The following is a 24,572-nucleotide window of genomic DNA, read 5'->3' on the forward strand; positions in this document are numbered from 1 at the left end:
GCGCCGACGATGCCGATCACGAGCCCCCGCACGATCGGTGTCCCGCCGACGTACTTCCAGCCGTCGAGGATCACCCGGAAGGCGTTGCTGTCACCGCCCTGGGCCGCGGGGCCGCGGGGGATCTCGTGCAGCGTCGCGATCACGAGGCCGGAGACCACGAAGGAGATCCCGTTGAAGTACAGCGCGACGTCGATCGGCCCGATCGGGATCTGCGCGAACACCTGCCGGTAGACGTTGTCGAGCAGGGTCAGCCCGGTGAACAGGGCGGCCGCCGGGAGCGCGGAGCCGTACGTGGTCGCGAGGCTGATCTGGTTGGCCGCCTCGAGCCGGTGGCGCGGGACGAGGTTGGGGATCGAGGCGTCCTTCGCCGGCAGCCACACGAGGCTGATCATCTCGATGAGGACCGTCACCACGAAGACCCACCAGAGCGTGCCGACGATGGGGATGGTGAGGAACAGCGCACCGCGCAGGTAGTCGCCCCACACCAGCGTGAACCGGCGGTCGACGCGGTCCGCGATCCATCCCGCGATCGGTCCCATGACCAGCGCGGGCAGCACCCGGAGGAACAGGACGCCGGCGATGGCGAAGTTCTGCACCGCGTAGGAGCCGCCGGAGGCCTCGCCCGCGATCTGGTTGGCCATCGCGGTCAGCGCCAGCAGGCCGATCCAGTCCCCCAGGCTGGACAGGCCGAGCCCGATCCAGAGGTGCCTGAAGTCCCGGATCCGCAGCACGGCCAGCAACGAGTTCGGCTGGGCGTGCCGAAGATCGTCGACCGAGTCGGCCGACGGCGTCCGCGGCTGGTCGCTCACACGACCACCCTACGAGGACTTCTTGGTCGCCGACTCTTTGGTCGACTTCTTCGCCGTCGACTTCTTCGCCGTCTTCTTGGCGGCCGGCTTCTTCGCCGACTTCTTCGCGGTCTTCTTGGCGCCCTTCTTCGCGGTCTTCTTCGCGGGGCCCTTGGCGCGGCGCTCGGCGAGCAGCTCGGCGGCCCGCTCCAGCCCGATGGTCGCCTCCTCGTCGCCCTGACGCAGGGTGGCGTTGTACTCGCCGTCGGTGACGTAGGGCCCGAACCGGCCGGCCTTGACCGTGATCTTCTGTCCGGTGGCCGGGTCGTCGCCGATCTCGCGTCCCGGCGACGAGGCCCCGCGACCGCGCGCCTTCGGCTGGGCGAAGATCGCCTGCGCCTCCTCGACGGTGATCGTGAGCAGCTTTTCCTCCGAGTCGATGGAGCGGGAGTCACTGCCCTTCTTGAGGTAGGGACCGTACCGGCCGTTCTGGGCCGTGATCTCCTCGTCGGACTCCGGGTCCTTGCCGACCACGCGGGGCAGCGTCAGCAGCTTGACCGCGTCGTCGAGCGTGATCGTGTCGAGGCTCATCGACTTGAACAGGCTGGAGGTGCGGGGCTTCTGGCTCTTGGGGGCGTCCTCGGGCAGCTGCTCGGTGACGAAGGGGCCGAACCGGCCGTTCTTGGCGACCACCGCCAGGCCGGTCTCGGGGTGCTCCCCGAGGTGGTTCTCCGCCCCCGCGGGGTTGGCGAGCAGCTCCTTGGCCTTGGTCTCGGTCAGCTCGTCCGGCGGGAGATCGTCGGGCACGTTGGCGCGGGTCCCGTCGGCGGTCTCGATGTAGGGACCGTAGCGACCGACCCGCAGGGCGATGCCGTCCGCGATCGGGAAGGTGGCCAGCTCGCGGGCGTCGATCTCGCCGAGCTCGTTGACCAGCCGCTTCAGGCCGTCGACGTCGCCGCTGCCGTAGTAGAACTCGCGCAGCTCCTCGACCCGGTCGCGCCGGCCGGCCGCGATCTCGTCGAGGTTGTCCTCCATGCCCGCGGTGAACTCGTAGGAGACCAGCCGCGCGAAGTGCTCCTCCATCAGGCGGATCACCGAGAACGCGAGCCAGGCCGGCACCAGCGCGGTGCCCTTCTTGTAGACGTAGCCGCGGTTGAGGATGGTGCCGATGATCGAGGCGTACGTCGAAGGGCGCCCGATCTCGCGCTCCTCGAGCTCGCGGACGAGCGTCGCCTCCGTGTAGCGCGCCGGCGGCTTCGTCTCGTGGCCGGAAGCCTCGAGGGCCGCCGCGTTGACCGCGTCGCCCTCCTGCACGGCCGGGAGCCGGGTCTCGCGGTCGTCGGCCTCGGCGTTCTCGTCGTCCGAGCCCTCGACGTACGCCTTGAGGAAGCCGTGGAACGTGATCACCCGCCCCGACGCCGCGAACACGCAGTCCTCGCCGGAGGAGGCCGCGCCACCGAGGCGGACCGAGACGGTCTGCCCGACGGCGTCCTTCATCTGGGAGGCGACCGTGCGCATCCAGATCAGCTCGTAGAGCCGGAACTCGTCGCCGCTGAGGCCGGTCTGCGCCGGCGTCCGGAAGCTCTCCCCGGCCGGCCGGATCGCCTCGTGGGCCTCCTGGGCGTTCTTCACCTTGGAGGTGTACGTGCGGGGCGCGTCCGGCAGGTAGTCCGGGCCGTAGAGCTCACGGACCTGCTCACGCGCCGCCGAGACCGCCGACCCCGACAGGGTGGTGGAGTCGGTGCGCATGTAGGTGATGAATCCGTTCTCGTAGAGCCGCTGCGCGATCGACATGGTCCGCGAGGCGCCGTACCCGAGCTTGCGGGAGGCCTCCTGCTGGAGGGTGGTGGTGCGGAACGGGGCGTACGGGGACCTGCGGTACGGCTTGGACTCGACCGACCGGACCTCGAACGAGGTGTCGTGCAGCCCGGCGGCCAGCGCCTCCGCCCGGACGCGGTCGAGGTGCACGACCTTCGCCGACGCGGCGTCCTTGAGCTGCCCCTGCGGACCGAAGTCGGAGCCGCGCGCGACCCGGGACCCGTCGACGGAGTGCAGCTTGGCCGGGAACATCCGGTCCTCGTGCTTGCTGCCGGCGTCGAAGGTGGCCTCGAGGTCCCAGTAGGACGCCACCCGGAACGCCAGCCGCTGTCGCTCCCGGTCGACGACCAGACGGGTCGCCACGGACTGGACCCGGCCGGCGGACAGGCCGGACATGACCTTCTTCCACAGCACCGGGCTGACCTCGTAGCCGTAGAGCCGGTCGAGGATGCGGCGGGTCTCCTGGGCCTCGACGAGGTCCATCGCGAGCTCGCGGGGGTTCTCGGCGGCCTCGAGGATCGCGGCCTTGGTGATCTCGTGGAAGACCATCCGCTTGACCGGGATGCCCTTGGGCTTCAGCTCGTCGAGCAGGTGCCAGGCGATCGCCTCGCCCTCGCGGTCCTCATCGGTGGCGAGGAAGAGCTCGTCGGCGTCCTTGAGCAGGCTCTTGAGCTTGGAGATGTGGCTCTTCTTGTCGCGCGGCACCACGTAGTAGGGCTCGAAGCCGTTGTCGACGTCGACCGCGAGCCGGCCCCACGGCTTGTCCTTGATCTTGGCCGGGGTGTCGGCGGCGGAGTTGGGCAGGTCGCGGATGTGACCGATCGAGGACTCGACGACGTACCCCTGGCCGAGGTACCCGCCGATGGTGCGGGCCTTCGCCGGGGACTCGACGATGACGAGCTTGTGTGCCACGGGGCTGGGTGTTCCTTCGATCGGGGGCGCTGCGCGGGGCCCGGCCAACCTGCCGGGGCCGGCCCGCGCAGGGGGTCGGCGCCGATCACGGTAGCGCGTGGGGGCGACGGGGCCCGCGTCGTACGTCGGGGTCGGGCGGTGGCCCCAGATCGTGACCGGGCCGGGCCGGGCCCTGTGGAGAGCCGGTCACCGTTGTCGTCATCGACTTCTACCCTGCACGGTAGAACGCGCCGTACGCTGGGAAGGTGCCCACGTTGAACCTCAAGGACCCCGAGGTCTACCGCCTCGCGCGCGAGCTGGCGCAGCGTCGAGGCACGTCCATGACCGCAGCCGTGCGGGCCGCGCTTGCCGAGGCGGTGGAGCGCGAGCCAGCCCGCGCACCACGGGCCGACCTCGAGCAGCTCCTGGCGATCGCCCGTCGGTCCGCCGCCAGGCCCGAGCCCTACCTCACCGACGACGACCTCTACGACGAGCGGGGGCTGCCTCGGTGATCGTCGACACCTCGGTGCTCGTGGCCGTCCTCCGCAACGAGCCCGAGGCGGCCGACCTCCTCCGCCTCATGCAGGACCACGGACCGATGCGGGTGTCGGCGGCGACGCTGGTCGAGGCGGCAGTCGTGCTCGGCCAGACACGCCACGGCGACCTCGACGACCTGCTGCACGGTCTCGCGGCCGTGGTCGAGCCCTTCGACCTCGAGCAGGCATCGGCGGCGCGGTCGGGGTACGCCCGCTACGGCAAGGGTTCCGGGTCGCGGGCCCGCCTCAACCTGGGCGACAGCTACTCCTACGCCCTGGCGCGCGTGACGGGTGAGCCCCTGCTCTTCAAGGGCGACGACTTCGCGCACACCGACGTTGTGCCGGCACTGCCTGCTTGATCAGCCCTCGACGAGGAACCCCTCGCGCACCAGCTCCGCGACCACCGGCAGGTAGTCCTCGCGGGTCGCAGCCGGGTCCAGGTCGAGGATCTGCGCGAGCGCGTCGAGGATCTGCCCGACGGTCAGCTCGCCGTCGCACGCACCGGCCAGCCCGGCGACCACGGTGTCGGCGGTGCGGGCCCGGCGCAGGCCGGTCTGCTGGCGCAGCACGATCGTCTCGGGGTCCTCGGCACCGACGGGGCCGACGGTCTCCTGGCGCACGTCGGGGCGCAGCAGCAGCCGCGCGGCCGGGCCGGCCTCGACGTGGACCGCCCGGCCCCACGCGGCGACGGCCGGGGCGATCGGCTGCTCCACGTCGTACGGCCACGACAGCAGCTCGCGGGCGGGAGCGCCCGCCTCGGAGCCGGTACGCCGGTGCAGGTGGATCCAGCCGAACCCGACCGCCTCGATCGCCTGCTCGTCGAACCAGGCCAGCCAGGTGTCGTAGCGCTGGTGGTACTCCTCCATCCCTACGGTGCCCGTCGAGGGGTGGTGGCCGGCGTCCTTGAGCCACAGCTCGACGTACGCCGCCGGGTCGAGCACCTCGCGCTGCACCACGAGCGCGTCCACGTCGTCGGAGAGCCAGCCCGCGAGCCGCTCGTCCCACGGGGTGCCGCCGGCGATGACCCAGTTGGCCAGCACCTGGCACCAGCCGCCGGGGTTCAGGTGGCCCGGCGCGGCCCGCACGATGTCCTCCACCACCCGGTCGCCGGGCAGCCCGGAGTCGCGGTAGACCAGCCGCTCGCCCGTGGCCGGGGAGATCACGAACGGCGGGTTGGTCGCGATCAGGTCGAAGCGCTCCCCGCGCACCGGCTCGAAGAACGAGCCGTCCCGCACGTCGATGCGCCCCTCGACGTCGTTGAGCGCGGCGTTGAAGCGCGTCAGCCGCAGCGCGCGGGCGTTGACGTCGGTGGCGACGACGGTCTGCGCGTGCTGGGCGAGGTGCAGCGCCTGCACGCCGCAGCCGGTGCCGAGGTCGAGCGCGCGGCCGACGGGCTCGCGGATCGTCAGCTGCGCGAGCGAGGTCGAGGCGGGGCTGATGCCGAGCACGTGGTCGGGGCCGACCCGCTGCGGGGCGCCGTCCAGGCCCGGCGTCAGGTCGGAGACGACCCACAGGTGCTGGTCGTCGGCGGCGTACGGGCGCACGTCGAGGCGGGCCGCGACCTCCCCGACGCTCTGCTCGAGCAGGCCCTCGGCGGCGAGCCGGTCGACCAGGCCCGGCAACGCGGCCTCGGCGGCGGAGGCGGGCACCGGCACCTGGAGCAGGAAGAGCCGCACCAGCGTGGACAGCGGGCTGCCGTCGCGGGTGCGGCGCAGCCCCGGCACCGTCTCGTTGCGGGCCAGCGCGTCGTGCGCGAGGGGGCCGAGCAGCTCGGCGACCGCGTCGTAGGTGAAGTCGGCGGCGACGAGGGCGGCTCTCAGGTCGTGGGGCAGGCTCACCCGCCCGAGCCTAGGGGCGGGGTCTCGTGGGTCGCTGCCACGGCGGGTGAAACCTGGGAGCATCCCGCGCATGCCCCTCCCCTCCCCCGCGGGCGACCGCACCGCGGTCGTCACCGGCGCCTCCTCGGGCATCGGCGCCGAGATCGCACGCGAGCTGGCCCGCCGCGGCCACCACGTCACCCTGGTCGCCCGCTCGGTCGACAAGCTCGAGGCGCTGGCGACCGAGCTGGAGGGCCACGCGGGTGCGTCGGTGGTGCCCTGCGACCTGGGTGACCGCGCCGACCGGGAGGCGCTGGCCGCCACGCTGCTGGGCTCCGGGCGCACCGTCGAGGTGCTGGTCAACAACGCCGGCTTCTCCACCCTCGGGCCGGTGCACGCCGCCGACCCCGAGGCCGAGATGCACATGGTCGAGGTCGACGTCGTGGCCGTGGTCGACCTCTGCGCGCGGCTGCTACCCGGCATGGTCGAGCGAGGGCGTGGCGCCGTCCTCAACGTCGCGTCGACCGCGGCGTTCCAGCCACTGCCGGGCCAGGCGGGGTACGGCGCCAGCAAGGCGTTCGTGCTGTCCTACACCCAGTCCCTGGCCGGCGAGCTGCGCGGCACCGGCGTGACCGCGACGACGCTCTGCCCCGGCCCGGTGCACACCGGCTTCGGCGAGCGCGCGGGCTTCAGCAAGGAGGACGCCGAAGCAGCGCTGCCCGCGGTCATGTGGGTCTCCGCCGAGCAGGTCGCCCGCGACGCCGTCGCCGGCCTGGCCAAGGGGCGGCTCGTGGTCATCCCGGGCCGGGCCAACCGCGTCGCGGCGGCCGTCTCCCAAGTCACCCCGCGGACACTGCTGCTCCCGGTGCTCGCCAACAACCACCCGGGGCTGAGGTGAGCCGGCGGTGAGGATCCGCCCCACGCCCCCCGTCGCAGACCTGGCGCTGCCCTGGGACGCCCCGGTCATCGACGCGGTCGCCGCCGTGGCCGCCGCCCGCGCCGAGCACGGCGACACCTTCGCCGCCGTCTCCGGCGGCGACACCTACCTCTTCTGCTTCTCCCCCACCGGCGTGGACTCCTTCTACGCCCTGCCCGAGGACGTCGCCAGCAAGGGCGTCGCCGACTACCTCATGCTGCGGCGCAAGCTGCCCGACGAGGTCTTCGACGGCCGGCGCACCCTGCCGGGCACGCTCTTCCGCAAGGACGACGTCGCGACCTACCTCGCCGCCCTCGACCTGGCCCTCGACGCCGAGGTCGCGGCCCTGGGCGAGGCCGGCACGGTCGACCTCTTCGCCCTCACCCGCCGGCTCGGGCACCGGATGGGACTGGCCTCCTGGGGCGGCCCCGGCTCCGCGGTCGGTGACACCTTCGACGCCCTCGCCACCGACCTCGACCTGCTCGACGGCGCCGCCTCCTTCGTCCACCCCGACACGATGCGCGCCGTCGCCGAGAACGGGTACGCCGAGGAGCGGGCCGCCCTCGAACGCGTGCTGGACCGGCTCGGCCCGGCCGTCGACGCGGCCGCGGCGGACCCCGCGGGGCACGGTCTCCTGGGGCGGATCGCCGCCGCGTGGGCCGACGCACCGCCTGCCGTCGCCCGCCTGGGTGCCGCCCTCGACGTCGTGCTCGTGCACGTCGCCTCCATGTCCAACCTCAACGCCGCGCTCGGGTGGGTGCTCGTCGACCTGCTCGCGCACCCCGAGGCGCTGGGCCGGGTCCGGGCCGGGGAGCGGGAGTACGCCGCCCGGTGCGCCCTGGAGTCGACCCGGCTCGCGCAGCGGTCGATCATGTCCCGCCACGTGCTGCAGCCGCTCACCCTCGACACCGGCGCGGCGTCGTACGAGGTGGGGAGGGGGGTGACGATCGCGACCCTGCTGCCGCTCACCAACCTCGACCCCGCGCTGGGGCACGACACGTGGGACCCCGAGCGGTGGGACCGGCACCGGTTCACCGACACCGCCGGGCTCGGCAGCCCGCGGCTGGTGACGGCGTTCGGGCACGGCCGGCACACCTGCCCCGCCCAGCCGTTCTCGCTGGCGGCGATGAGCGCCGCGGCCACCCGCCTGCTGACGTCGTACGACGTGGAGCAGGCGTGGTCCGCGCGACCGCGCCCGGTCCCCGCGCAGATCGGCGGGGTCGCCCGCGCGGACGGACCGTGCGAGGTGCGCTACCGGGCGCGGGCGTCGAGCGTGGCGACGAGTCGGGCCGGGGCGGTCAGCCGGTAGGAGGCGTCGAGCAGCTCGGCGACCTCGGCCCAGTCCACCGCCGCAGGGTCGGGGCCCAGGTCCACCCCGAGCCAGCCGGACGGCCCGAGGTAGGCCGGCACCCACACCCGCGGGTCCTCGAGCAACCCGGGTCGGTCGGCCTCGTCGGGCAGCACCAGGACGGCGTGGTCGTGCGCGACCCACTCCCCCTCGACCCGCTGCGAGCCGCCGTAGTAGGCGAACACCTTGGTGGTGAAGAAGGCGGGACGGCCGTGGGAGACCTTCACCGCCGCACCGGGCAGCGCCACCTCGCGCACCCGGCCCAGGACGGGATCGCTCTCGTCGAACATCTGCGGATGGGTCACGGACTCACCCCTTCGGTCGGGTTGTGCGGGTCCCCCGGCGGGCATCCGTTCCACTAACGCTCGCCCATCCCGGGCGGGCTCTGCAAGGGAGGAAACCCCATGATCGTCCTCGGACTGGTCCTGCTGATCATCGGCCTCGTGGCCACGATCCCGATCCTGACCACCATCGGCGCGATCCTGCTCGTCGTCGGCCTGGTGCTGAACCTCGTCCCCATGGGCGGCAGCACCCGCAGGGTCTACTGACCCACCGCCGTCCTCGCGGGGCCCGGATGGGGGCGGGCCCCGGAGGCGGCCGGCGGCGGGGCAGGATGAGCCGCATGCGAGCGGTCGTCCAGCGCACCCTGTCCGCCAGCGTCACCGTCGACGGCACGGTCGTCGGCAGCACCGAGGGTCCCGGACTCCTCGTCTACCTCGGGGTCACCCACGACGACGGCCCCGCCGACGTCACCTGGACCGCCCGCAAGATCTGGGAGCTGCGGCTGCTCCGCGACGAGCGCTCCGCCTCCGACGTCGGGGCGCCGGTCCTCCTCGTCAGCCAGTTCACGCTCTACGGCGACGCCCGCAAGGGCCGTCGCCCCACCTGGCAGGCCGCCGCCCCCGGCCCGATCTCCGAGCCGCTGTACGACGCCGTCGCGGCCGAGCTCGAACGCCTCGGCGCCCACGTGGAGCGCGGCGTCTTCGGCGCGGACATGGCCGTCGCCTCGGTCAACGACGGACCGATCACGATGGTCCTCGACTCCCCCCGCTGACGCCGGACGTCATACGGGCGGGACGTCCCCTGCCACCGAACGCATGACGTCCCGCCCCCTCGGGACGTCATACGGACGGGAGGTCCCCTTCCGCACGACGTATGACGTCCCGCGAGGCTCAGGCCAGCGAGCGGAAGGGCATCGGCACCCGCACGCCCCGCTCCCGGGCGACCTCGTCGGCCCGGTCGTAGCCCGCGTCCACGTGCCGCACGACGCCCATGCCGGGGTCGTTGGTGAGCACCCGCTCGATCTTCTCCGCCGCCAGCGCGGTGCCGTCGGCGACGACGACCTGGCCGGCGTGGATCGAGCGGCCGATGCCGACCCCGCCGCCGTGGTGGATGGAGACCCACGTGGCGCCCGAGGCGGTGTTGACCAGCGCGTTGAGCAGCGCCCAGTCCGCGATGGCGTCGGAGCCGTCGAGCATCGCCTCGGTCTCGCGGTACGGCGAGGCGACCGACCCGCAGTCGAGGTGGTCGCGCCCGATGACGACCGGGGCCTTGAGCTCGCCGGAGGCGACCATCGCGTTGAACTTCGCGCCCGCGCGGGCCCGCTCGCCGTACCCCAGCCAGCAGATCCGCGCGGGGAGCCCCTGGAAGTGGACCCGCTCGCCGGCCATCGTGATCCAGCGGCGCAGCCGCTCGTCGTCGGGGAAGAGCTCGAGGACCGCCTTGTCGGTCGCGGCGATGTCGGCGGGGTCCCCGGAGAGCGCGGCCCAGCGGAAGGGGCCGCGGCCCTCGCAGAACTGCGGACGGATGTAGGCCGGCACGAAGCCGGGGAAGTCGAAGGCCCGGTCGTAGCCGCCCTTGCGGGCCTCGTCGCGGATGGAGTTGCCGTAGTCGAAGACCTCGGCGCCGCGGTCCTGGAAGTCGACCATCGCCCGCACGTGGGTGGCCATCGACTCCCGGGCCCGCTTGGTGAAGCCCACGGGGTCCTCGGTGCGCTCGCGCTCCCAGTCCTCGAAGCGGGTCCCGACCGGCAGGTAGGCCAGCGGGTCGTGCGCGGAGGTCTGGTCGGTGACGACGTCGATCGGCGCGTCCGTCTCCAGCAGCCGCGGCAGCAGCTCGGCGGCGTTGCCCAGCACGCCGATGGACAGAGCGCGCCGCTCGTCACGCGCCTCGATCGCCATCGAGACCGCCTCCTCCAGCGACGAGGCCCGCACGTCGAGGTAGCGGTGGTCGATCCGGCGCTGGATGCGCGCGTCATCGCACTCGATGCAGATCGCGACACCGTCGTTCATGGTCACCGCGAGCGGCTGCGCGCCGCCCATGCCGCCGAGGCCGGCGGTGACCGTGATCGTGCCGGCCAGGGTGCCGCCGAACCGGAGGTCGGCCACCGCGGCGAAGGTCTCGTAGGTGCCCTGGAGGATCCCCTGGGTGCCGATGTAGATCCACGACCCTGCGGTCATCTGGCCGTACATCGTCAGCCCCAGGTCCTCCAGCCTGCGGAACTCCTCCCAGTTGGCCCAGTCACCCACCAGGTTGGAGTTGGCGATCAGCACCCGCGGCGCCCATGCGTGGGTGCGCATGACGGCGACCGGCTTGCCCGACTGCACGAGCAGCGTCTCGTCGTCGGCGAGGTCGGTGAGGGTGTCGACGATCGCGTCGTACGCCGCCCACGACCGCGCCGCGCGGCCGGTGCCGCCGTACACGACCAGGTGGTCGGGGTCCTCGGCCACCTCGGGGTCGAGGTTGTTCATCAGCATCCGCAGTGGCGCCTCCGTCTGCCAGGACCGGGCGGTGAGACCGGCGCCGGTGGCGGCGTGGATGGGCAGGCGGGGGTTCGTGTCGGTCATGCGAGGTCTCCGATCTGGGACTGGGCGGCGGCGAGCACCGCGCCGGAGGAGACGAGGTCGACGCACGCCTCGATCTCGGGGGACAGGTGGCGGTCGGGCCCGGGGCCCTCGACGCCGGAGGAACGCAGGAGGGCGACGACGGCGGCCGTGGCGGGCGCGGGCTGCACGTCGAGGGCCGCAGCCCGCAGGTCGAGCGCGCGCGCGGCCGTCATGACCTCGATGGCGACGACGCGCGCGAGGCCGTCGACGGAGCGGCGCAGCTTGCGGGCCGCACCCCACCCCATTGAGACGTGGTCCTCCTGCATGGCCGAGGAGGGGATGGAGTCGACGCTGGCCGGGGCCGCGAGTCGCTTCAGCTCGGAGACGACGGCGGCCTGGGTGTACTGCGCGATCATCAGCCCGCTGTCCACTCCCGGGTCGTCGGCGAGGAACGGCGGCAGTCCCTGGTTGCGGGCCTTGTCGAGGAACCGGTCGGTACGCCGCTCGCTCATCGAGGCCACGTCGGCGACCGGGATCGCGAGGAAGTCCAGGACGTAGGCGACCGGGGCGCCGTGGAAGTTGCCGTTCGACTCCACCCGCCCCGACCCGTCCGGGTCCGTGACCACGACCGGGTTGTCGACGGCCGAGGCCAGCTCCCACGACGCGACCCTCGCCGCGTGGTCGAGGGTGTCCCGGGCGGCGCCGTGCACCTGGGGCGCGCAGCGCAGGGAGTAGGCGTCCTGCACGCGGTTGCAGTCGGGGGTCCGGTGCGAGGCGACCACGCCGGACCCGGCCAGCAGCCGCAGGAGGTTGGCTGCGGACGCCGCCTGGCCGGGGTGCGGCCGGATCGCCTGGAGCTCGGGCGCGAAGACCCGGTCGGTGCCGAGCAGCCCCTCGACCGACATGGCCGCCGCGACGTCGGCGGTGCGCAGCAGGACCTCGAGGTCGTGCAGCGCGAGCAGCAGCATCCCGAGCATCCCGTCGGTGCCGTTGATGAGCGCGAGGCCCTCCTTGGCGGCCAGCTCGACCGGTGCCAGCCCGGCGGCGGCCAGCGCCTCGGCGGCCGGCAGCAGTGCGCCCGAGGCGTCGCGCACCTCGCCCTCGCCGATCAGCGCCAGGGCGCAGTGCGAGAGCGGCGCGAGGTCGCCGGAGCACCCGAGCGACCCGTGCTCGCGCACGACCGGGGTGATGCCGTGGTCGAGCAAGTCGGCCAGCAGCTGCGCGGTCTCGCGGCGCACGCCCGTGCGCCCCGTGGCCAGGGTCGAGAGCCGCAGCAGCATCAGCGCGCGCACCACCTCCCGCTCCACCTCCGGGCCGGAGCCCGCGGCGTGCGAGCGCACCAGCGAGCGCTGCAGCCGGGCGCGCATCTCGGTCGGGATGTGCCGGGTGGCCAGCGCCCCGAACCCCGTCGAGACGCCGTACGCCGGGGTGTCGGCCTCCGCGAGCCGCTCGACCACCGCGCGGGCGCGGTCGATCGCCGCCAGCGCGTCCTCCCCCAGCCGTACCCCGGCCCCGTGGCGGGCGACGGCCACGAGCTCGTGCGGCGCGACGGGTCCGACGCCGACCTCGACGGGGGCCGGTTCAGGGACGGGGACGACCCGCCCGGCGGCGTACGACTCGGAGAGGCTCATGGCTCCCATGACACGCCTGCGCGGTCCCGGCCACCAGCGTCCCCGCGCGGCACGTGTCTCGGATCCAAGACGGGCACTGGTCTGGACCAGTCCTGTCCTCACCCGGCCGGGATGCCTGCGTAGCGTGACGGATGGGCACGGTGGGACCAGGGCGAGGCCGACCGCCGGACCCCACGAGCGCAGGAGCGCGCCCGTTCCGCAGCACCGGAGCACGGGTCTTCCTGGGAGGGAGCGACCCGACGAGGAGTCACATGTCATCCACCACCCGTCCGCACCCAGGCCGCAGCCGCACCCTGCGCGCCGTCACCGGTGGCCTCGCCGCCCTGGCGCTCGGTCTCACCGGGGCTGTGGCCACCGCGCCCACCGCCACCGCATCCGCCCCCGACGCCGAGCGCGCGAAGCCGACCCGCACCGAGTTCGCGTTCAAGGCCAACGGCTACGGCACCTCCGCCAGCGGCGGGCAGGTCCCGGTCGGCTCGGACCGCACCGCGCTGAGCTCGATCGCCTGCACCAGCGACGCCGGCAAGGCCCGCCGCAACTTCGTCGAGGAGACCGAGGTGCCCGGGCTGGGCACCGTGCGCGGCGTCTACTCCCGCCTCAGCACCTCGCGCAAGGGCGGCGTGACCGCCTCCACCTCGGTGCACAAGGTCGCCGAGATCGTCCTGGCCGAGACCCCGCTGGGCAGCCTGACCATCGACGGCGTCGAGTCCACCACCAGCGCCTCCAACGACGGCCGCGCCTTCGACGCCGTCGCCGAGACGAAGATCGCCGGCATCACCTTCACCCCGCCCGCCGGCGAGCCGCAGACCCTGCCGATCCCCTCGCTCGGCCAGCCCCTGGAGATCCCCGGCCTGGCCGTCATCACGCTGGGCCGCACGATCGAGAAGGAGTCCCGCGAGAACGCGCGGGCGTACGCCGTCGGGCTGGTCGTCAAGGTCATCCCCACCGACACCGTCGTGAAGGTCGCGCGCAGCGTGTCCAAGCTCGAGCGCGGCTTCAAGACCGGCATCTTCAGCGGCAGCGGTGTGCCCGTGAAGGCCAACGTGCTCGGCGAGCTGGTCGAGGTCGGCCGGGTCATCACCCAGGTCATGCCCTGCCTCGGGACCGGCGGCGAGCTCGACGCCTCCGACGCCGCCGACGTCGACCTGGGCGACCAGATCCTCGTCGACGGCGCGAGCGCGCGGCAGCGCGGCAACCAGACGGCCCGCAAGGCCAACGGCATGGAGAGCTCCTTCGTCGCCGAGCTCAACCTCGCCGACCAGCTGGTGGTCGAGGCGATCAGCTCGCGCGTCAAGGTCACGCGGATGGCCAGCGGCAAGCTCAAGCGCAGCGCGCGGGCCAGCTTCGGCGCCATCACCGTCGGCGGCCAGCCGCAGAGCCTCGACCAGCTGGGCGAGCTCGAGATCCCCGGCGTGGCCAAGATCCAGACCGGCCTGCGCAAGAAGATCAAGGACGGCATCCGGATGATCGGCGTCCGGGTCACCCTGCTCGACGGCACCGGCGCGGTCATCGACCTCGCCACCTCCAAGCTCTCGATCCGGGAGTCCTGACCCTCGCCCGCTCCGCACCGCCGAGCAGTCACTTTCGAACCGCCGAACAGTCACTTCTGAACCGTCGAGCAGTCACTTGCGCCTCAGGGACTGCTCGGCGGTTCGTTCCTGACGTCTCGGCGGTTCATTTCTGACTGCTCGGCGGTTCATCTCTGACTGCTCGGCGGGGCATTCCTGACCGCCGGGGCGGGAAATGTCACAGCGCGTACGGCGAGACGCGGGCGTGCCCGGCAGGAGCGACCGGGTTCCATGGGGCGGGTGACCACGACCGCTACGCGCGCACCGCTCGACCCGAGCGCCACCCGGCGCTGGGCGATGCTGGGTGCCTCCACGCTGGCGCAGGCCGCGGCGGCGGTCACGATCCACGGGCCGGCGTTCCTCATCCCGAGCCTGCGCGACCAGCTCGGGCTGAGCCTGGCCGAGGCCGGCCTGGTGGCGGCCGCCCCCACGCTCGGCGTGGTCCTGGCCCTCGTCGCGTGGGGCCTGGTGACCGACCGTCGCGGCGAGCGGCTGGTCCTGGTCACGGGGCTGCTCACGACCGCGGCCGCCGGCGGCCTGGCCCTCCTCGCCGCCCGCTCGCAGGACCCGGTCACCCTCGGCCTCGTGCTCGTCCTGGCCGGCGCGGCCGCCTCGAGCACCGCCGCCGCCAGCGGCCGGGTCGTGGTCGGCTGGTTCCCACCGCACCGCCGCGGACTGGCGATGGGCATCCGCCAGATGGCGCAGCCGGTCGGCGTGGGCGTCGCGGCCGTCTCCATCGCCGTCACCGCCGAGCAGCAGGGCATCGCCCAGGCGCTGCTCGTCCCCGCGCTGGCGGCACTCGTGGGCGCGGTCGTGGTGGTGCTCGTCGTCGTCGACCCGCCGCGCCCGGCCCGGGTCGAGGGCGACGCCCCGAACCCCTACCGCCAGGACTCCTACCTCGCCCGGATCCACGCGGTCTCGGTCCTCCTGGTCGTGCCGCAGTTCCTCGTGTGGACCTTCGCGCTCGTGTGGCTGGTGGAGGACCGCGGCTGGTCGGCGGCCGCGGCCGGCTCGCTCGTCGGCCTCGCGCAGGTCGCCGGCGCGCTGGGCCGGATCGCCGCCGGCGCGCTGAGCGACCGGGTCGGCAGCCGGCTGCAGCCGCTGCGCTGGGTCGCGGTCGCGGCCGGCCTGAGCATGGCCGCGCTCGGCGCCGCCGCCGGGCTGGACTGGGCCGTCGCCGTACCCCTCGTCGTGCTGGCCACCGTCGTCACCGTCGCCGACAACGGGCTGGCCTTCACCGCCGTCGCCGAACGCGCGGGCCCGTTCTGGTCCGGCCGCGCCCTCGGGGCGCAGAACACCGCGCAGTACCTCGTCGCCTCCGCCGTCCCACCCGTCGCCGGGCTCCTCGTCGAGGAGGTGGGGTACGCCGCCGCCTTCGCCGTGTCGGCCCTGCTGCCGCTCCTCGCCGCGCCCCTGGTCCCGACCCGCCGCGAGTCCGCCCTGCGCTGACCGCCCGCGCCGCGCGCGGTGGTCCCGGGTGCGTGTCACCCGCGCGGGTGGCGTGTCCCGGGCGCGCCCGGGGCAGTCCCAGGGGAACGGAACCAGGGAGGGACATCCGATGAGCACCACCACCATCGTCGTCATCGTCGTCGTCGCCGTGCTGGTCCTGGCACTGGTCGCGCTGCTGGCGTCCAAGGCCGCGACCCGCCGCCGGGAGCACCGCCGCCAGGAGGCGCAGCGGCTGCGCCAGCAGGCGGTCCGGCACGACGAGCCGATCGCCGCCGAGCGCTCGCGCGTGGAGAACCTGCGCGACGAGGCCGACGTGCTGCGCGCCGAGGCCGACCAGGCCGAGCACCGGGTCGCCGAGGCCGAGCGCGACCTGGCGCTGGAGGAGGCGCGCCAGGAGGACCGGCTGCGCGAGGCCGACCGGATCGACCCCGGGCGGGCCCACCGCGCCTGAGCCGACCAGCCGGCCCGGGCGTCCCCGGATGAGAACCTGGGCGCATGAGCCAGGTGCCCGCGGCCACCCGCACCCTGCGGGTGCTGCGGTTCCTGGCCTCCCAGCCCGGCCCCGTGCCGCTGGAGCGGATCGCGCGCGAGTGCGACCTGCCCCGGTCGACCGCCTACCACCTGCTGGGCGTCATGGTCACCGAGGGCTTCGTCGCGCACCTGCCCGAGGAGCGGCGCTACGGCCTCGGCGTCGCGGCGTTCGAGGTCGGCAGCGGCTACACCCGCCAGGAGCCGCTGCAGCGGCTCAGCCGCCGCGCCCTCGCCCAGCTCGTCGACCGGGTCGGGCACAGCGCGCACCTCGCGGTCCTGCACGGCCGCGACGTGCTGTACGTCGTCGAGGAGCGCGCCCCGGGCCGACCGCCGCTGGTCACCGACGTCGGCGTCCGGCTCCCCGCCCACCTCACCGCCAGCGGCCGCGCGCTGCTCGCCGCCCTCCCGCCCGCCCAGGTCCGCGCGCTCTACCCCGACGCCGGGGCCTTCGTCGACCGCACCGGCCGCGGCCCGCGCACCCCCTCGGCACTGCGCACGCTGCTCACCGAGACCCGCCAGCGCGGCCACGCCACCGAGGACGGCGAGGTCACCGAGGGCCTGGCCAGCGTCGCGGCGGCCGTCCTCGATCACACCGGCCACCCCGCGGCCGGCATCGCGGTCACCTACGCCGTGGCCGACCACGAGGCCGGGTCGCTGGACCCCGCCCGGCTGGCCGGCGACGTACGCCGCACCGCGCAGCTGCTCACCGCCCGGCTCGCCGGGCGGCCCGCCCCGCGGGAAACCACCTGACCCTCCGCCGCCCCTCTGCCACGATGGCCGTGTGAACCTCCTGGTCCTGCCCCCTCCGGTCGCCTGACCGGAGCCCTCCGCGCCCTGTCGGCCTTCCCGGCCGGCGGTCGTGCCGCGCGCTCCTGACGCCCGCCCGTCTCGACCGCACCGCAGGAGCACCCGTGACCAGTCCTTCCACCGCAGCCCGCCTCGGGCTGCTCCAGATCTCCCTCGCCGGCGTCCTGTGGGGCACCGGCGGCCTCGCCGTCCAGCTCGTGCGCGAGCGGGTGCCGATGCACGTCGTCACCATCAGCGCGTGGCGGATGGTGCTCGCCGGCGTCGTCCTCGCGGCGCTGCTGCTGGCGCTGCGCGGCGGCCCGGTGCTGCGCGACCTGCTGCGCTCCCACCCGCGGCGCACCGTCGTCGTCGGCGCCTCGACCGCGGCCTACCAGGCGCTGTACTTCGGGGCCGTCACGCTCGTGGGCGTCTCGGTCGCCACGGTCGTCAGCCTCGGCCTGGCGCCGGTGCTGCTGACCGCCGCCGAAGCGGTGCGCGGGCGCAGTCTCCCCGGCCGCGGCCGGACGGTCGTCCTCGTCGCCGCCCTCGCGGGGCTGGTCCTCGTCACGGTCGGGGCCGGCCATGGCGGCGGGGGCACGGGCCCCGAGCCGCTGCTGGGCGTGCTGGCCGCGTGCGGGTCGGGAGCGGCGTACGCCTTCGCGACCGCGCAGGGCGAGGTGCTCGCCCGCTCGACGGGGCCGCTCGCCCTCACCACCGCCACCACGAGCGTCGGCGCGCTGCTGCTGGTGCCGGCCGCCCTCCTTGTCGACGGCCCCCGCACCACCACCAACCCGCAGGCGATCGCCCTCCTGGTCTACCTCGGCGTGGTCACGATGGCGCTCGCCTACGGCCTGCTGTACGCCGGGCTGCGCACCGCGTCAGGATCGGCCGCCACCATCGCGACCCTCCTCGAGCCGGTCACGGCCGCCGCCGTCGCCGCGATCGTGCTCGACGAGCGGATCGGGCTGCTCGGGCTGGCCGGCACGGCCCTGGTGCTGCTCGCCGTCGCCGGGCTCGGCCGCGAGGAGCCCGCGGCCGGGCCGCCCCCGCCGTAGCGGTCTGCGCTGGTGGAGCAGGTGGAACGCGTTCCAGGAATCCGTGGACACCGAACCTGAACGTGTGTCACATTCTGCGGACGTGCTCACCGGAGGTCCCCCCATGCCCAGCCGCACCCGTCTCCTGCTCGCCGGCGCGACCGCCGCGGGCGTCGTCGCCGCCGCCCTGGCCGCCCCGGTCCTGGCCGACACCGAGCCCGCCGGCCCCCGGCTCGGGCTGCAGGAGGTGCACCGCGCGGAGAGCGGCGGCGGCCTCGTGCTGACGGACAAGCAGGGCAACCAGGTCGAGATCTCCGGCGACATCCACGGCGACCACGGCGGGGAGGGCGTCGACATGGACGCGCTCTCGCGCGCGGGCTCGGCCTCCGAGGACACCACCGACCCGACGAGCGCCGAGGAGCGCCGGGCCGCGGCCAGCTACGTCGACCGCGAGCGCGCCCTGCCCGACCCCGAGCTGCGCACCGTCCGGCCCTACCCGCGGCGCACCAGGGCCCCGCGAACCGCCTTCGCCCTGGCCAACGGCTGCTACACCCTCGTGCCCGGCGGCACCCCGCTCTACTTCAAGCCCACCGACCTCGGCAGCTACCTCATCCAGGACCCCGACTCCCGGCTGCTCGTGCCGGGCGGCACCGCAGCCGAGCCGTCGGACGCCGCGGTGTGGACGGCCGCCGAGGACGGCGGCCGGTTCGCCTTCGCCAACGCCGGCGGCGAGCTCGCCATCGACGGCGCGACGACCTTCGCCCCGCGCAAGGCGAGCGGCTGCACGGCGTACCCCGAGGCCGAGGTCAACGTCTCGGGCAGCCCGCACGCCGGCGTCACCCCGTTCCAGGAGGTCCGTGGGTTCGTCGACGCGCACACCCACCACATGGCCTTCGAGTTCCTCGGCGGCGAGGTGCACTGCGGCAAGCCCTGGGACCGGTTCGGTGCGCCGTACGCCCTGGTCGACTGCGAGGACCACACGCTGACCGGCGGCTACGGCGCGGTCCTCGAGACCGCGCTGTCGGGCGAGCCGGGCCACGACCCCGTCGGGTGGCCGACCTTCGTGGACTGGCCCGCGCCCAACTCGCTGACCCACGAGGGCACCTACTACCGCTGGATGGAGCGCGCCTGGCGCGGCGGTCAGCGGCTGTTCGTCAACCTCCTGGTCGAGAACAACCAGCTGTGCCAGCTCTACCCCCTCAAGCGGAACTCCTGCGACGACATGGACTCCATCCGCCTGCAGGCCGCGCAGACCTACGCCTTCCAGGACTACGTCGACGCCCAGTTCGGCGGGCCGGGCAAGGGCTTCTACCGGATCGTGACGAGCCCCTACGAGGCGCGCCGGGTCATCAACGCCGGCAAGATGGCGGTGGTCCTCGGGATCGAGACCTCGGTGCCGTTCGGCTGCACGTTCAAGAACGTCCCGGGCGTCGGCGACGTGCCGGCCTGCGACGAGGAGGCGATCTCCGAGCAGATGGACGAGGTCCACGACCTCGGCGTGCGGCAGATGGAGCTGGTCAACAAGTTCGACAACGCGCTGTCCGGCATCACCGGCGACGCGGGCGTGACCGGCGTCCTGGTCAACACCGCCAACTTCCTCGAGACCGGCACGTTCTGGGACATGCAGCACTGCGAGCCCGAGGACGGCGAGAGCGCCGACAAGACCCAGCTCGGCGCCCCCGACATCTCGGCCGGCCAGCAGGACGCGCTCTTCGGCGCCGTCGCGATGGTCTCGGGCGTGCTGAGCCTCCCCGCGCTGCCGCTCTACCCGACGCCGCTGCACTGCAACAGCCGCGGCCTGACCACCCTCGGTGAGTACACGATCAACGAGCTCGCCGAGCGCAAGATGATCTTCGACCCCGACCACATGAGCGTGAAGGCCCGCAACGCCGCCCTCGACCAGATCGAGGACATGGGCTACCACGGACTGCTCTCGAGCCACTCGTGGTCGACCCCCGACGCCTACCCGCGCGTCTACGAGGCCGGCGGCTTCATCACGGCGTACGCCGGCAACAGCACCGGTTTCGTCGACAAGTGGCGCACCCACCAGGGCTGGGCCGACCCGCGCTACTACTGGGGCTTCGGCTTCGGCGCCGACATCAACGGCCTCGGCGCCCAGGGCGGCCCCCGCGGCGCCGACGTCCCGAACCCGGTCACCTACCCGTTCCGGGGCTTCAACGGCGTACGCATCGACCAGCAGGTGGCCGGCGAGCGGGTCTACGACCTCAACGTCGACGGCGTGGCGCAGTACGGCCTCTACCCCGACTGGATCCAGGACCTCACGCTGATCGCCGAGGCCTCCGAGCGCGGTGACGGCAAGAAGATCCTCGACGACATGGCGCGTGGCGCCGAGGCCTACCTGCAGATGTGGGAGCGCGCCTACGGCATCGCTCCCGACTCCTGCCGCAACCCGGGCAACCGGCTGCCGGTCGCGACCGTGCAGCGCACGCTCCGGGCGGGCATGAGCACCACCCAGGTGATGAAGGCCGTCGGCCAGCCCTACACGCGCCTGGGCCGGGAGTTCGGCTTCTGCGCCAAGGGCGCCGGCGGCTCCAAGGTCGAGATGACCGCGGTGTTCGACGGGAAGGGCCGGATGGTCCGCGTCTCCTGAACCAGCGCAAGTTACCTACCGGTAGGATCATCCTCACCCCCGGACGGGCCTGACGGCTGCACCCCCGCGCCCCTAGGCTCCAGCGAGCGCCAGCCCCCCAGCGGGCGTGGGAAGACGAGGAGAGATCCCAGCAATGCCAGCAATCCAGATCATCGCCATCGTGGTGTCCCTGGCCTTCACCGCCGTCGCCGTCGCCATGACGACGCGAGCGGTGCAGGCGATCCTCGGGACGGTCCGGGTCGGGCAGCCGGCGTCGCGCACCGACAACCCGGGCAAGCGCACCGTCACGCTGCTGAAGGAGTCGCTCCTCCACACGCGGATGCTCCAGTGGGGCTTCGTCGGCGCCATGCACTGGTTCGTCTACCTGGCGTTCATCGTCCTCTCCTCGGCGGTGGCCACCGGCTACGTCCAGCTCTTCAAGCCCGACTTCGCGCTGCCGATCCTCGGTCACTTCTTCCTCTTCGAGTGGGTCAGCGAGGGCCTGGGCCTCCTGGGCACGATCGGCATCATCGCGCTGATCATCGTGCGCCAGATGAACCACCCGCGCGACAAGGGCCGCAAGAGCCGCTTCTACGGCTCCACGCAGTGGCAGGCCTACTTCGTCGAGGCGTTCGTGCTCGTCGAGAGCGCCGCGATCCTGTTCATCCGCGGCGCGGAGTACAACCTCGGCCAGATCGACAGCGACCACCCCGAGGACTTCACACGCTTCCACTTCCCGATCTCCGGGTACGTCGGCGACTTCCTGTTCCCCGCCGGCATCGAGGGCAACGAGTCGGCGCTGGAGAACACCATCGTCGTCATCGCGATGATCAAGGTCGTCCTGGCGATGATCTGGCTGATGGTCATCTCCTCGAACCTCACGATGGGCATCGCCTGGCACCGCTTCACCGCCTGGTTCAACATCTTCTTCAAGCGCGAGTCGGTCGGTCGCGACACCGACGGCGCCACTACCGCGCTGGGCGGCATGAAGCCGCTGATGAACAACGGCAAGCCGGTCACGCTCGACGACATCGACGACCTCGACGAGGACTCAACGCTCGGCGTCGGCACCCTCGAGCACTTCTCGTGGAAGGGCATCCTCGACTTCTCCACCTGCACCGAGTGCGGTCGCTGCCAGTCGCAGTGCCCCGCGTGGAACACCGACAAGCCGCTGTCGCCCAAGCTGCTCATCACCGCGATGCGCGACCACGCCTACGCCAAGGCCCCCTACCTGCGAGCCGACGAGGCGCAGCGCGAGGCGATGCTCGCCGGCGACACCGCCCTGGCGACCGAGGTCGAGAAGCCGCTGGTCGGCGAGACCGGCGGCCGGATGGACGGCCTCGAGGACGGCGAGTGGTTCTACAACCCCAGCAACGGCGCCGCGGTCATCGACCCCGACGTGCTGTGGAACTGCACGTCCTGCGGCGCGTGCGTCCAGCAGTGCCCGGTCGACATCGAGCACGTCGACCACATCATGGACATGCGTCGCCACCAGGTCCTGGTGGAGTCGAACTTCCCGGCCGAGCTCAACGGACTCTTCAAGGGCCTGGAGAACAAGGGCAACCCCTGGAACATGTCGTCCTCGGCCCGGATGGACTGGGCCAAGGACCTGCCGTTCGAGGTCAAGGTCGTCGGTGAGGACATCGACAACCTGGACTCCGTGGACTGGCTGTTCTGGGTCGGCTGCGCCGGCGCCTACGAGGACCGCGCCAAGAAGACCACTCGCGCCGTGGCCGAGCTGCTCGACATGGCCGGCGTCTCCTTCGGCGTACTGGGCAACGGCGAGACCTGCACCGGCGACCCCGCCCGCCGCGCCGGCAACGAGTTCGTGTTCCAGGGCCTGGCTCAGCAGAACGTCGAGAACTTCAAGGAGTACCGCGTCAAGAAGGTCGTCTCGACCTGCGCGCACTGCTTCAACACGCTCAAGAACGAGTACAAGGAGTTCGGCGTCGAGCTCGAGGTCGTGCACCACACCCAGCTGCTCAACCGGCTGGTGCGCGAGGGCAAGCTGACCCCGGTCTCGGCCGGCCCCGGCGCCCACAAGCGCTCGATCACCTACCACGACCCGTGCTACATCGGTCGCCACAACGGCGTCTACTCGCCCCCGCGCGAGCTGCTCCAGGTCCTGCCCGGCGCGGAGTACGTCGAGATGGAGCGCCACAGCGAGAAGTCCTTCTGCTGCGGCGCCGGCGGCGCGCGCATGTGGATGGAGGAGAACTACGGCGAGCGGATCAACATGAACCGCACGAACGAGGCGGTCGGCACCGGTGCCGACCAGATCGCCGTGGGCTGCCCCTTCTGCCGCGTGATGCTCTCCGACGGCCTGACAATGAAGCAGTCCAAGGGCGAGGCGCGCGAGGAGGTCGAGATCCTCGACGTCGCGCAGATGCTGCTGGCCTCGGTCAAGGGCGAGCAGGCCACCAAGCTGCTCCCCGGCGCCGGCGCCGCAGCCGGTACGACGGCCCCGGCCGCCAAGAAGGCCGCGGGCTCCGCGGACGACTCCGAGGGGTCGGGCTCCGGCGGCACCGCGACCGACGTGGCCACGAAGGCAGAGCCCGAGGCCGGCGACGTGACCATCACCGAGGACACCGTCACCGAGACCCAGGACGCCGGTCCGGCCGCCAAGGCCTCCGGCGGCTCCTCGCTCTTCGACGACGCCTCGTCGATGTTCGACGACGAATCGGGCACCACCGCCACGTCCGCCACGGCGTCGCCCGAGAAGTCCCCGGCCGAGGAGGCCGAGGCCGCCAAGGCCACCCCGAAGGAGGCCGCCTCCTCCGGCGGCTCGCTCTTCGACCTGGGCGGCGACTCGGACGCGGGCGACAAGGCCGCCGAGGCGAAGGCTGAGCCGGCCAAGGCCGAGCCGGCCGAGGCGAAGGCGGAGCCGGCTGCGAAGCAGGCCGCTGCCGAGCCGTCCGCGGACCTCGGCTCGGGCGGGTCGCTCTTCGACCTGCAGGCCGAGGAGCCGGCGGCTGCCAAGGAGTCCCCGGCTCAGGAGGCCCCGGCGGAGGAGGCCCCGAAGGCCGAGGCCCCGAAGCCGTCCGAGCCGGCGGCGAAGGCTGAGGCCCCCGCGGCCGACCCGGCCCCCGCCCAGGACGTCGACCTCTCCAGCGGCGGCTCCCTCTTCGACATCGTCGCCGAGGAGCCCACCCCGACGGCGAAGGCCGAGCCCACCGAGGCCCAGACCCCGGCTCCTGCCGAGGAGAAGGCACCCGAGCCCGAGGCCGAGACCCCCGCCCCGGCGGAGAAGAAGGCGCCCGAGCCCGAGGCGAAGACCGAGGCTGCTCCGGCCGAGCCGACGCCCGCCGCCCCCGCGGTGGACCTCAACGCCGGCGGCTCGCTCTTCGACATCGCGGCGCCGGAGAACGTCCCGGCGCCCCCGAAGGCGACCGCTCCGTCCAGCTCGACCCCCGCCGCGGCGACCGCCGCAGCCCCGGTCGACGTCTCGGCCGAGAACCTCGCCGAGGACGGCACGGACTCCGCGTCCGAGCCGGCCGAGGTCGACGAGCCGGCCGACACGGCGGCGGCACCGGCCGAGGCCGAGCCCGAGGCAGCCGCCGAGGAGCAGGCGACCGAGGAGGAGCCCGCCCCGGCGGAGCCCACCGCGGAGCCGGCTGCCGAGGAGAAGGCCCCGGAGCAGGCCCCGGAGCAGGCGAAGCCGGTCTCCAGCGGCGAGGCCCACCAGCCCCGCACGGACATCGAGATCGAGTCGGTGGGGTCCCTCTTCGACATCTGAGTCCCACCGGCACAGCAGCACGCCACGGAGCCCCGGACCGCCAGGTCCGGGGCTCCGTCGTTATGGGCTCGACGCTCGTAGGGCCCGATGCTCGCGGTGACACATCGCGGCCCGGCGCCACGCCCCAGCACGGCCCACCAGCCCGGTCAGGAAGTCGTCCCTCCCCGCTGTGTGGCGTTCCGGTTCAACCTGGTGGCTGTTGCAAATCGCCGGGCGAGATCGGCCCGTTTTTGCGGCTGGGGCGAAATACTTGGGCATGGCTCGTTCGTATCGCCCAGTCGTGCGGGATCAGGAGTTCCTGCTCCCGC

Annotated in this window: 19 protein-coding genes; 13 read left to right on the plus strand and 6 right to left on the minus strand. The window is 73.3% G+C overall.

Translation table 11 applies throughout. The features are described from left to right. Nucleotides 1–809 (minus strand): MFS transporter (locus tag Q1V71_RS18390; protein WP_300645717.1); only part of this gene is annotated, 809 nt, incomplete at its 3' end. A gap of 9 nt (nt 810–818) precedes the next feature. Next, on the minus strand, nt 819–3,518 hold the full coding sequence (gene topA, locus Q1V71_RS18395) for a type I DNA topoisomerase (protein ID WP_300645718.1): 2,700 nt from the start codon (nt 3,516–3,518) through the stop codon (nt 819–821). Nucleotides 3,519–3,763: 245 nt separating this feature from the next. On the opposite strand from topA, the gene Q1V71_RS18400 reads away from it, so the two are divergent. Both Q1V71_RS18400 and Q1V71_RS18405 read left to right on the plus strand, forming a co-directional pair. Further along, nucleotides 3,764–4,009 (plus strand): type II toxin-antitoxin system VapB family antitoxin, encoded by a 246-nt coding sequence (locus Q1V71_RS18400; protein WP_300645719.1) that lies wholly within the window; start codon nt 3,764–3,766, stop codon nt 4,007–4,009. Further along, on the plus strand, nt 4,006–4,392 hold the full coding sequence (locus Q1V71_RS18405; protein ID WP_300645720.1) for a type II toxin-antitoxin system VapC family toxin: 387 nt from the start codon (nt 4,006–4,008) through the stop codon (nt 4,390–4,392). The genes Q1V71_RS18400 and Q1V71_RS18405 overlap by 4 nt, the downstream gene beginning before the upstream one ends. Here the strand turns inward: Q1V71_RS18405 and Q1V71_RS18410 are convergent, their stop codons facing one another. Beyond that, nucleotides 4,393–5,871, minus strand: coding sequence for a methyltransferase (locus Q1V71_RS18410; RefSeq protein WP_300645721.1), 1,479 nt, complete (start codon nt 5,869–5,871; stop codon nt 4,393–4,395). 70 nt (nt 5,872–5,941) lie between these two features. Here Q1V71_RS18410 and Q1V71_RS18415 point away from each other — a divergent pair, with 70 nt between their 5' ends. Together Q1V71_RS18415 and Q1V71_RS18420 are read left to right on the plus strand one after the other, a co-directional pair. After that, the gene (locus tag Q1V71_RS18415) at nt 5,942–6,748 is read left to right on the plus strand and encodes an SDR family oxidoreductase (protein ID WP_300645722.1); all 807 of its coding nucleotides are present in this window, start codon (nt 5,942–5,944) and stop codon (nt 6,746–6,748) included. Between the two features lie 7 nt (nt 6,749–6,755). Next, nucleotides 6,756–8,075 carry a cytochrome P450 gene (locus Q1V71_RS18420; protein WP_300645724.1) on the plus strand — a complete coding sequence of 440 codons (1,320 nt, stop codon included), beginning with the start codon at nt 6,756–6,758 and terminating at the stop codon, nt 8,073–8,075. On the opposite strand, the gene Q1V71_RS18425 is transcribed toward Q1V71_RS18420, so the two are convergent. Further along, the gene (locus Q1V71_RS18425; protein ID WP_300645725.1) at nt 8,018–8,419 is read right to left on the minus strand and encodes an MmcQ/YjbR family DNA-binding protein; all 402 of its coding nucleotides are present in this window, start codon (nt 8,417–8,419) and stop codon (nt 8,018–8,020) included. The two genes, Q1V71_RS18420 and Q1V71_RS18425, sit on opposite strands and share 58 nt — an antisense overlap. 99 nt (nt 8,420–8,518) lie before the next feature. Here Q1V71_RS18425 and Q1V71_RS18430 point away from each other — a divergent pair, with 99 nt between their 5' ends. Both Q1V71_RS18430 and dtd read left to right on the plus strand, forming a co-directional pair. After that, complete coding sequence (locus Q1V71_RS18430; RefSeq protein ID WP_300645726.1) at nt 8,519–8,662, plus strand: hypothetical protein; 144 nt, start codon at nt 8,519–8,521, stop codon at nt 8,660–8,662. 74 nt (nt 8,663–8,736) lie between these two features. Then, on the plus strand, nt 8,737–9,168 hold the full coding sequence (gene dtd / locus Q1V71_RS18435) for a D-aminoacyl-tRNA deacylase (protein ID WP_300645727.1): 432 nt from the start codon (nt 8,737–8,739) through the stop codon (nt 9,166–9,168). Between the two features lie 118 nt (nt 9,169–9,286). Here the strand turns inward: dtd and hutU are convergent, their stop codons facing one another. Together hutU and hutH are read right to left on the minus strand one after the other, a co-directional pair. Beyond that, nucleotides 9,287–10,960, minus strand: coding sequence for a urocanate hydratase (hutU, locus tag Q1V71_RS18440; RefSeq protein ID WP_300645728.1), 1,674 nt, complete (start codon nt 10,958–10,960; stop codon nt 9,287–9,289). Next, a complete protein-coding gene (hutH, locus tag Q1V71_RS18445; RefSeq protein WP_300645729.1) occupies nt 10,957–12,570 on the minus strand; it encodes a histidine ammonia-lyase in 1,614 nt (537 codons plus the stop codon). Before hutH ends, hutU begins: the two co-directional genes overlap by 4 nt. Nucleotides 12,571–12,821: 251 nt before the next feature. On the opposite strand from hutH, the gene Q1V71_RS18450 reads away from it, so the two are divergent. The 7 genes from Q1V71_RS18450 (at nt 12,822) to Q1V71_RS18480 (ending at nt 24,264) form a co-directional block, all read left to right on the plus strand. Then, the gene (locus Q1V71_RS18450; protein WP_300645731.1) at nt 12,822–14,120 is read left to right on the plus strand and encodes a choice-of-anchor P family protein; all 1,299 of its coding nucleotides are present in this window, start codon (nt 12,822–12,824) and stop codon (nt 14,118–14,120) included. A gap of 258 nt (nt 14,121–14,378) precedes the next feature. Further along, nucleotides 14,379–15,587 carry an MFS transporter gene (locus Q1V71_RS18455; RefSeq protein ID WP_300645733.1) on the plus strand — a complete coding sequence of 403 codons (1,209 nt, stop codon included), beginning with the start codon at nt 14,379–14,381 and terminating at the stop codon, nt 15,585–15,587. 109 nt (nt 15,588–15,696) lie between these two features. Then, on the plus strand, nt 15,697–16,038 hold the full coding sequence (locus Q1V71_RS18460; protein ID WP_300645735.1) for a hypothetical protein: 342 nt from the start codon (nt 15,697–15,699) through the stop codon (nt 16,036–16,038). Nucleotides 16,039–16,082: 44 nt separating this feature from the next. Then, nucleotides 16,083–16,868, plus strand: coding sequence for an IclR family transcriptional regulator (locus Q1V71_RS18465; RefSeq protein ID WP_300645737.1), 786 nt, complete (start codon nt 16,083–16,085; stop codon nt 16,866–16,868). Nucleotides 16,869–17,029: 161 nt separating this feature from the next. Further along, nucleotides 17,030–17,959 carry a DMT family transporter gene (locus Q1V71_RS18470; protein WP_300645739.1) on the plus strand — a complete coding sequence of 310 codons (930 nt, stop codon included), beginning with the start codon at nt 17,030–17,032 and terminating at the stop codon, nt 17,957–17,959. A gap of 103 nt (nt 17,960–18,062) precedes the next feature. Next, nucleotides 18,063–20,549 carry a hypothetical protein gene (locus tag Q1V71_RS18475; RefSeq protein WP_300645741.1) on the plus strand — a complete coding sequence of 829 codons (2,487 nt, stop codon included), beginning with the start codon at nt 18,063–18,065 and terminating at the stop codon, nt 20,547–20,549. A gap of 133 nt (nt 20,550–20,682) precedes the next feature. Continuing rightward, complete coding sequence (locus tag Q1V71_RS18480) at nt 20,683–24,264, plus strand: (Fe-S)-binding protein (protein WP_300645742.1); 3,582 nt, start codon at nt 20,683–20,685, stop codon at nt 24,262–24,264. Nucleotides 24,265–24,572: the final 308 nt, after the last annotated feature.

The organism is Nocardioides sp. (assembly GCF_030149505.1).
In the GTDB taxonomy this organism is placed as follows: domain Bacteria; phylum Actinomycetota; class Actinomycetes; order Propionibacteriales; family Nocardioidaceae; genus Nocardioides.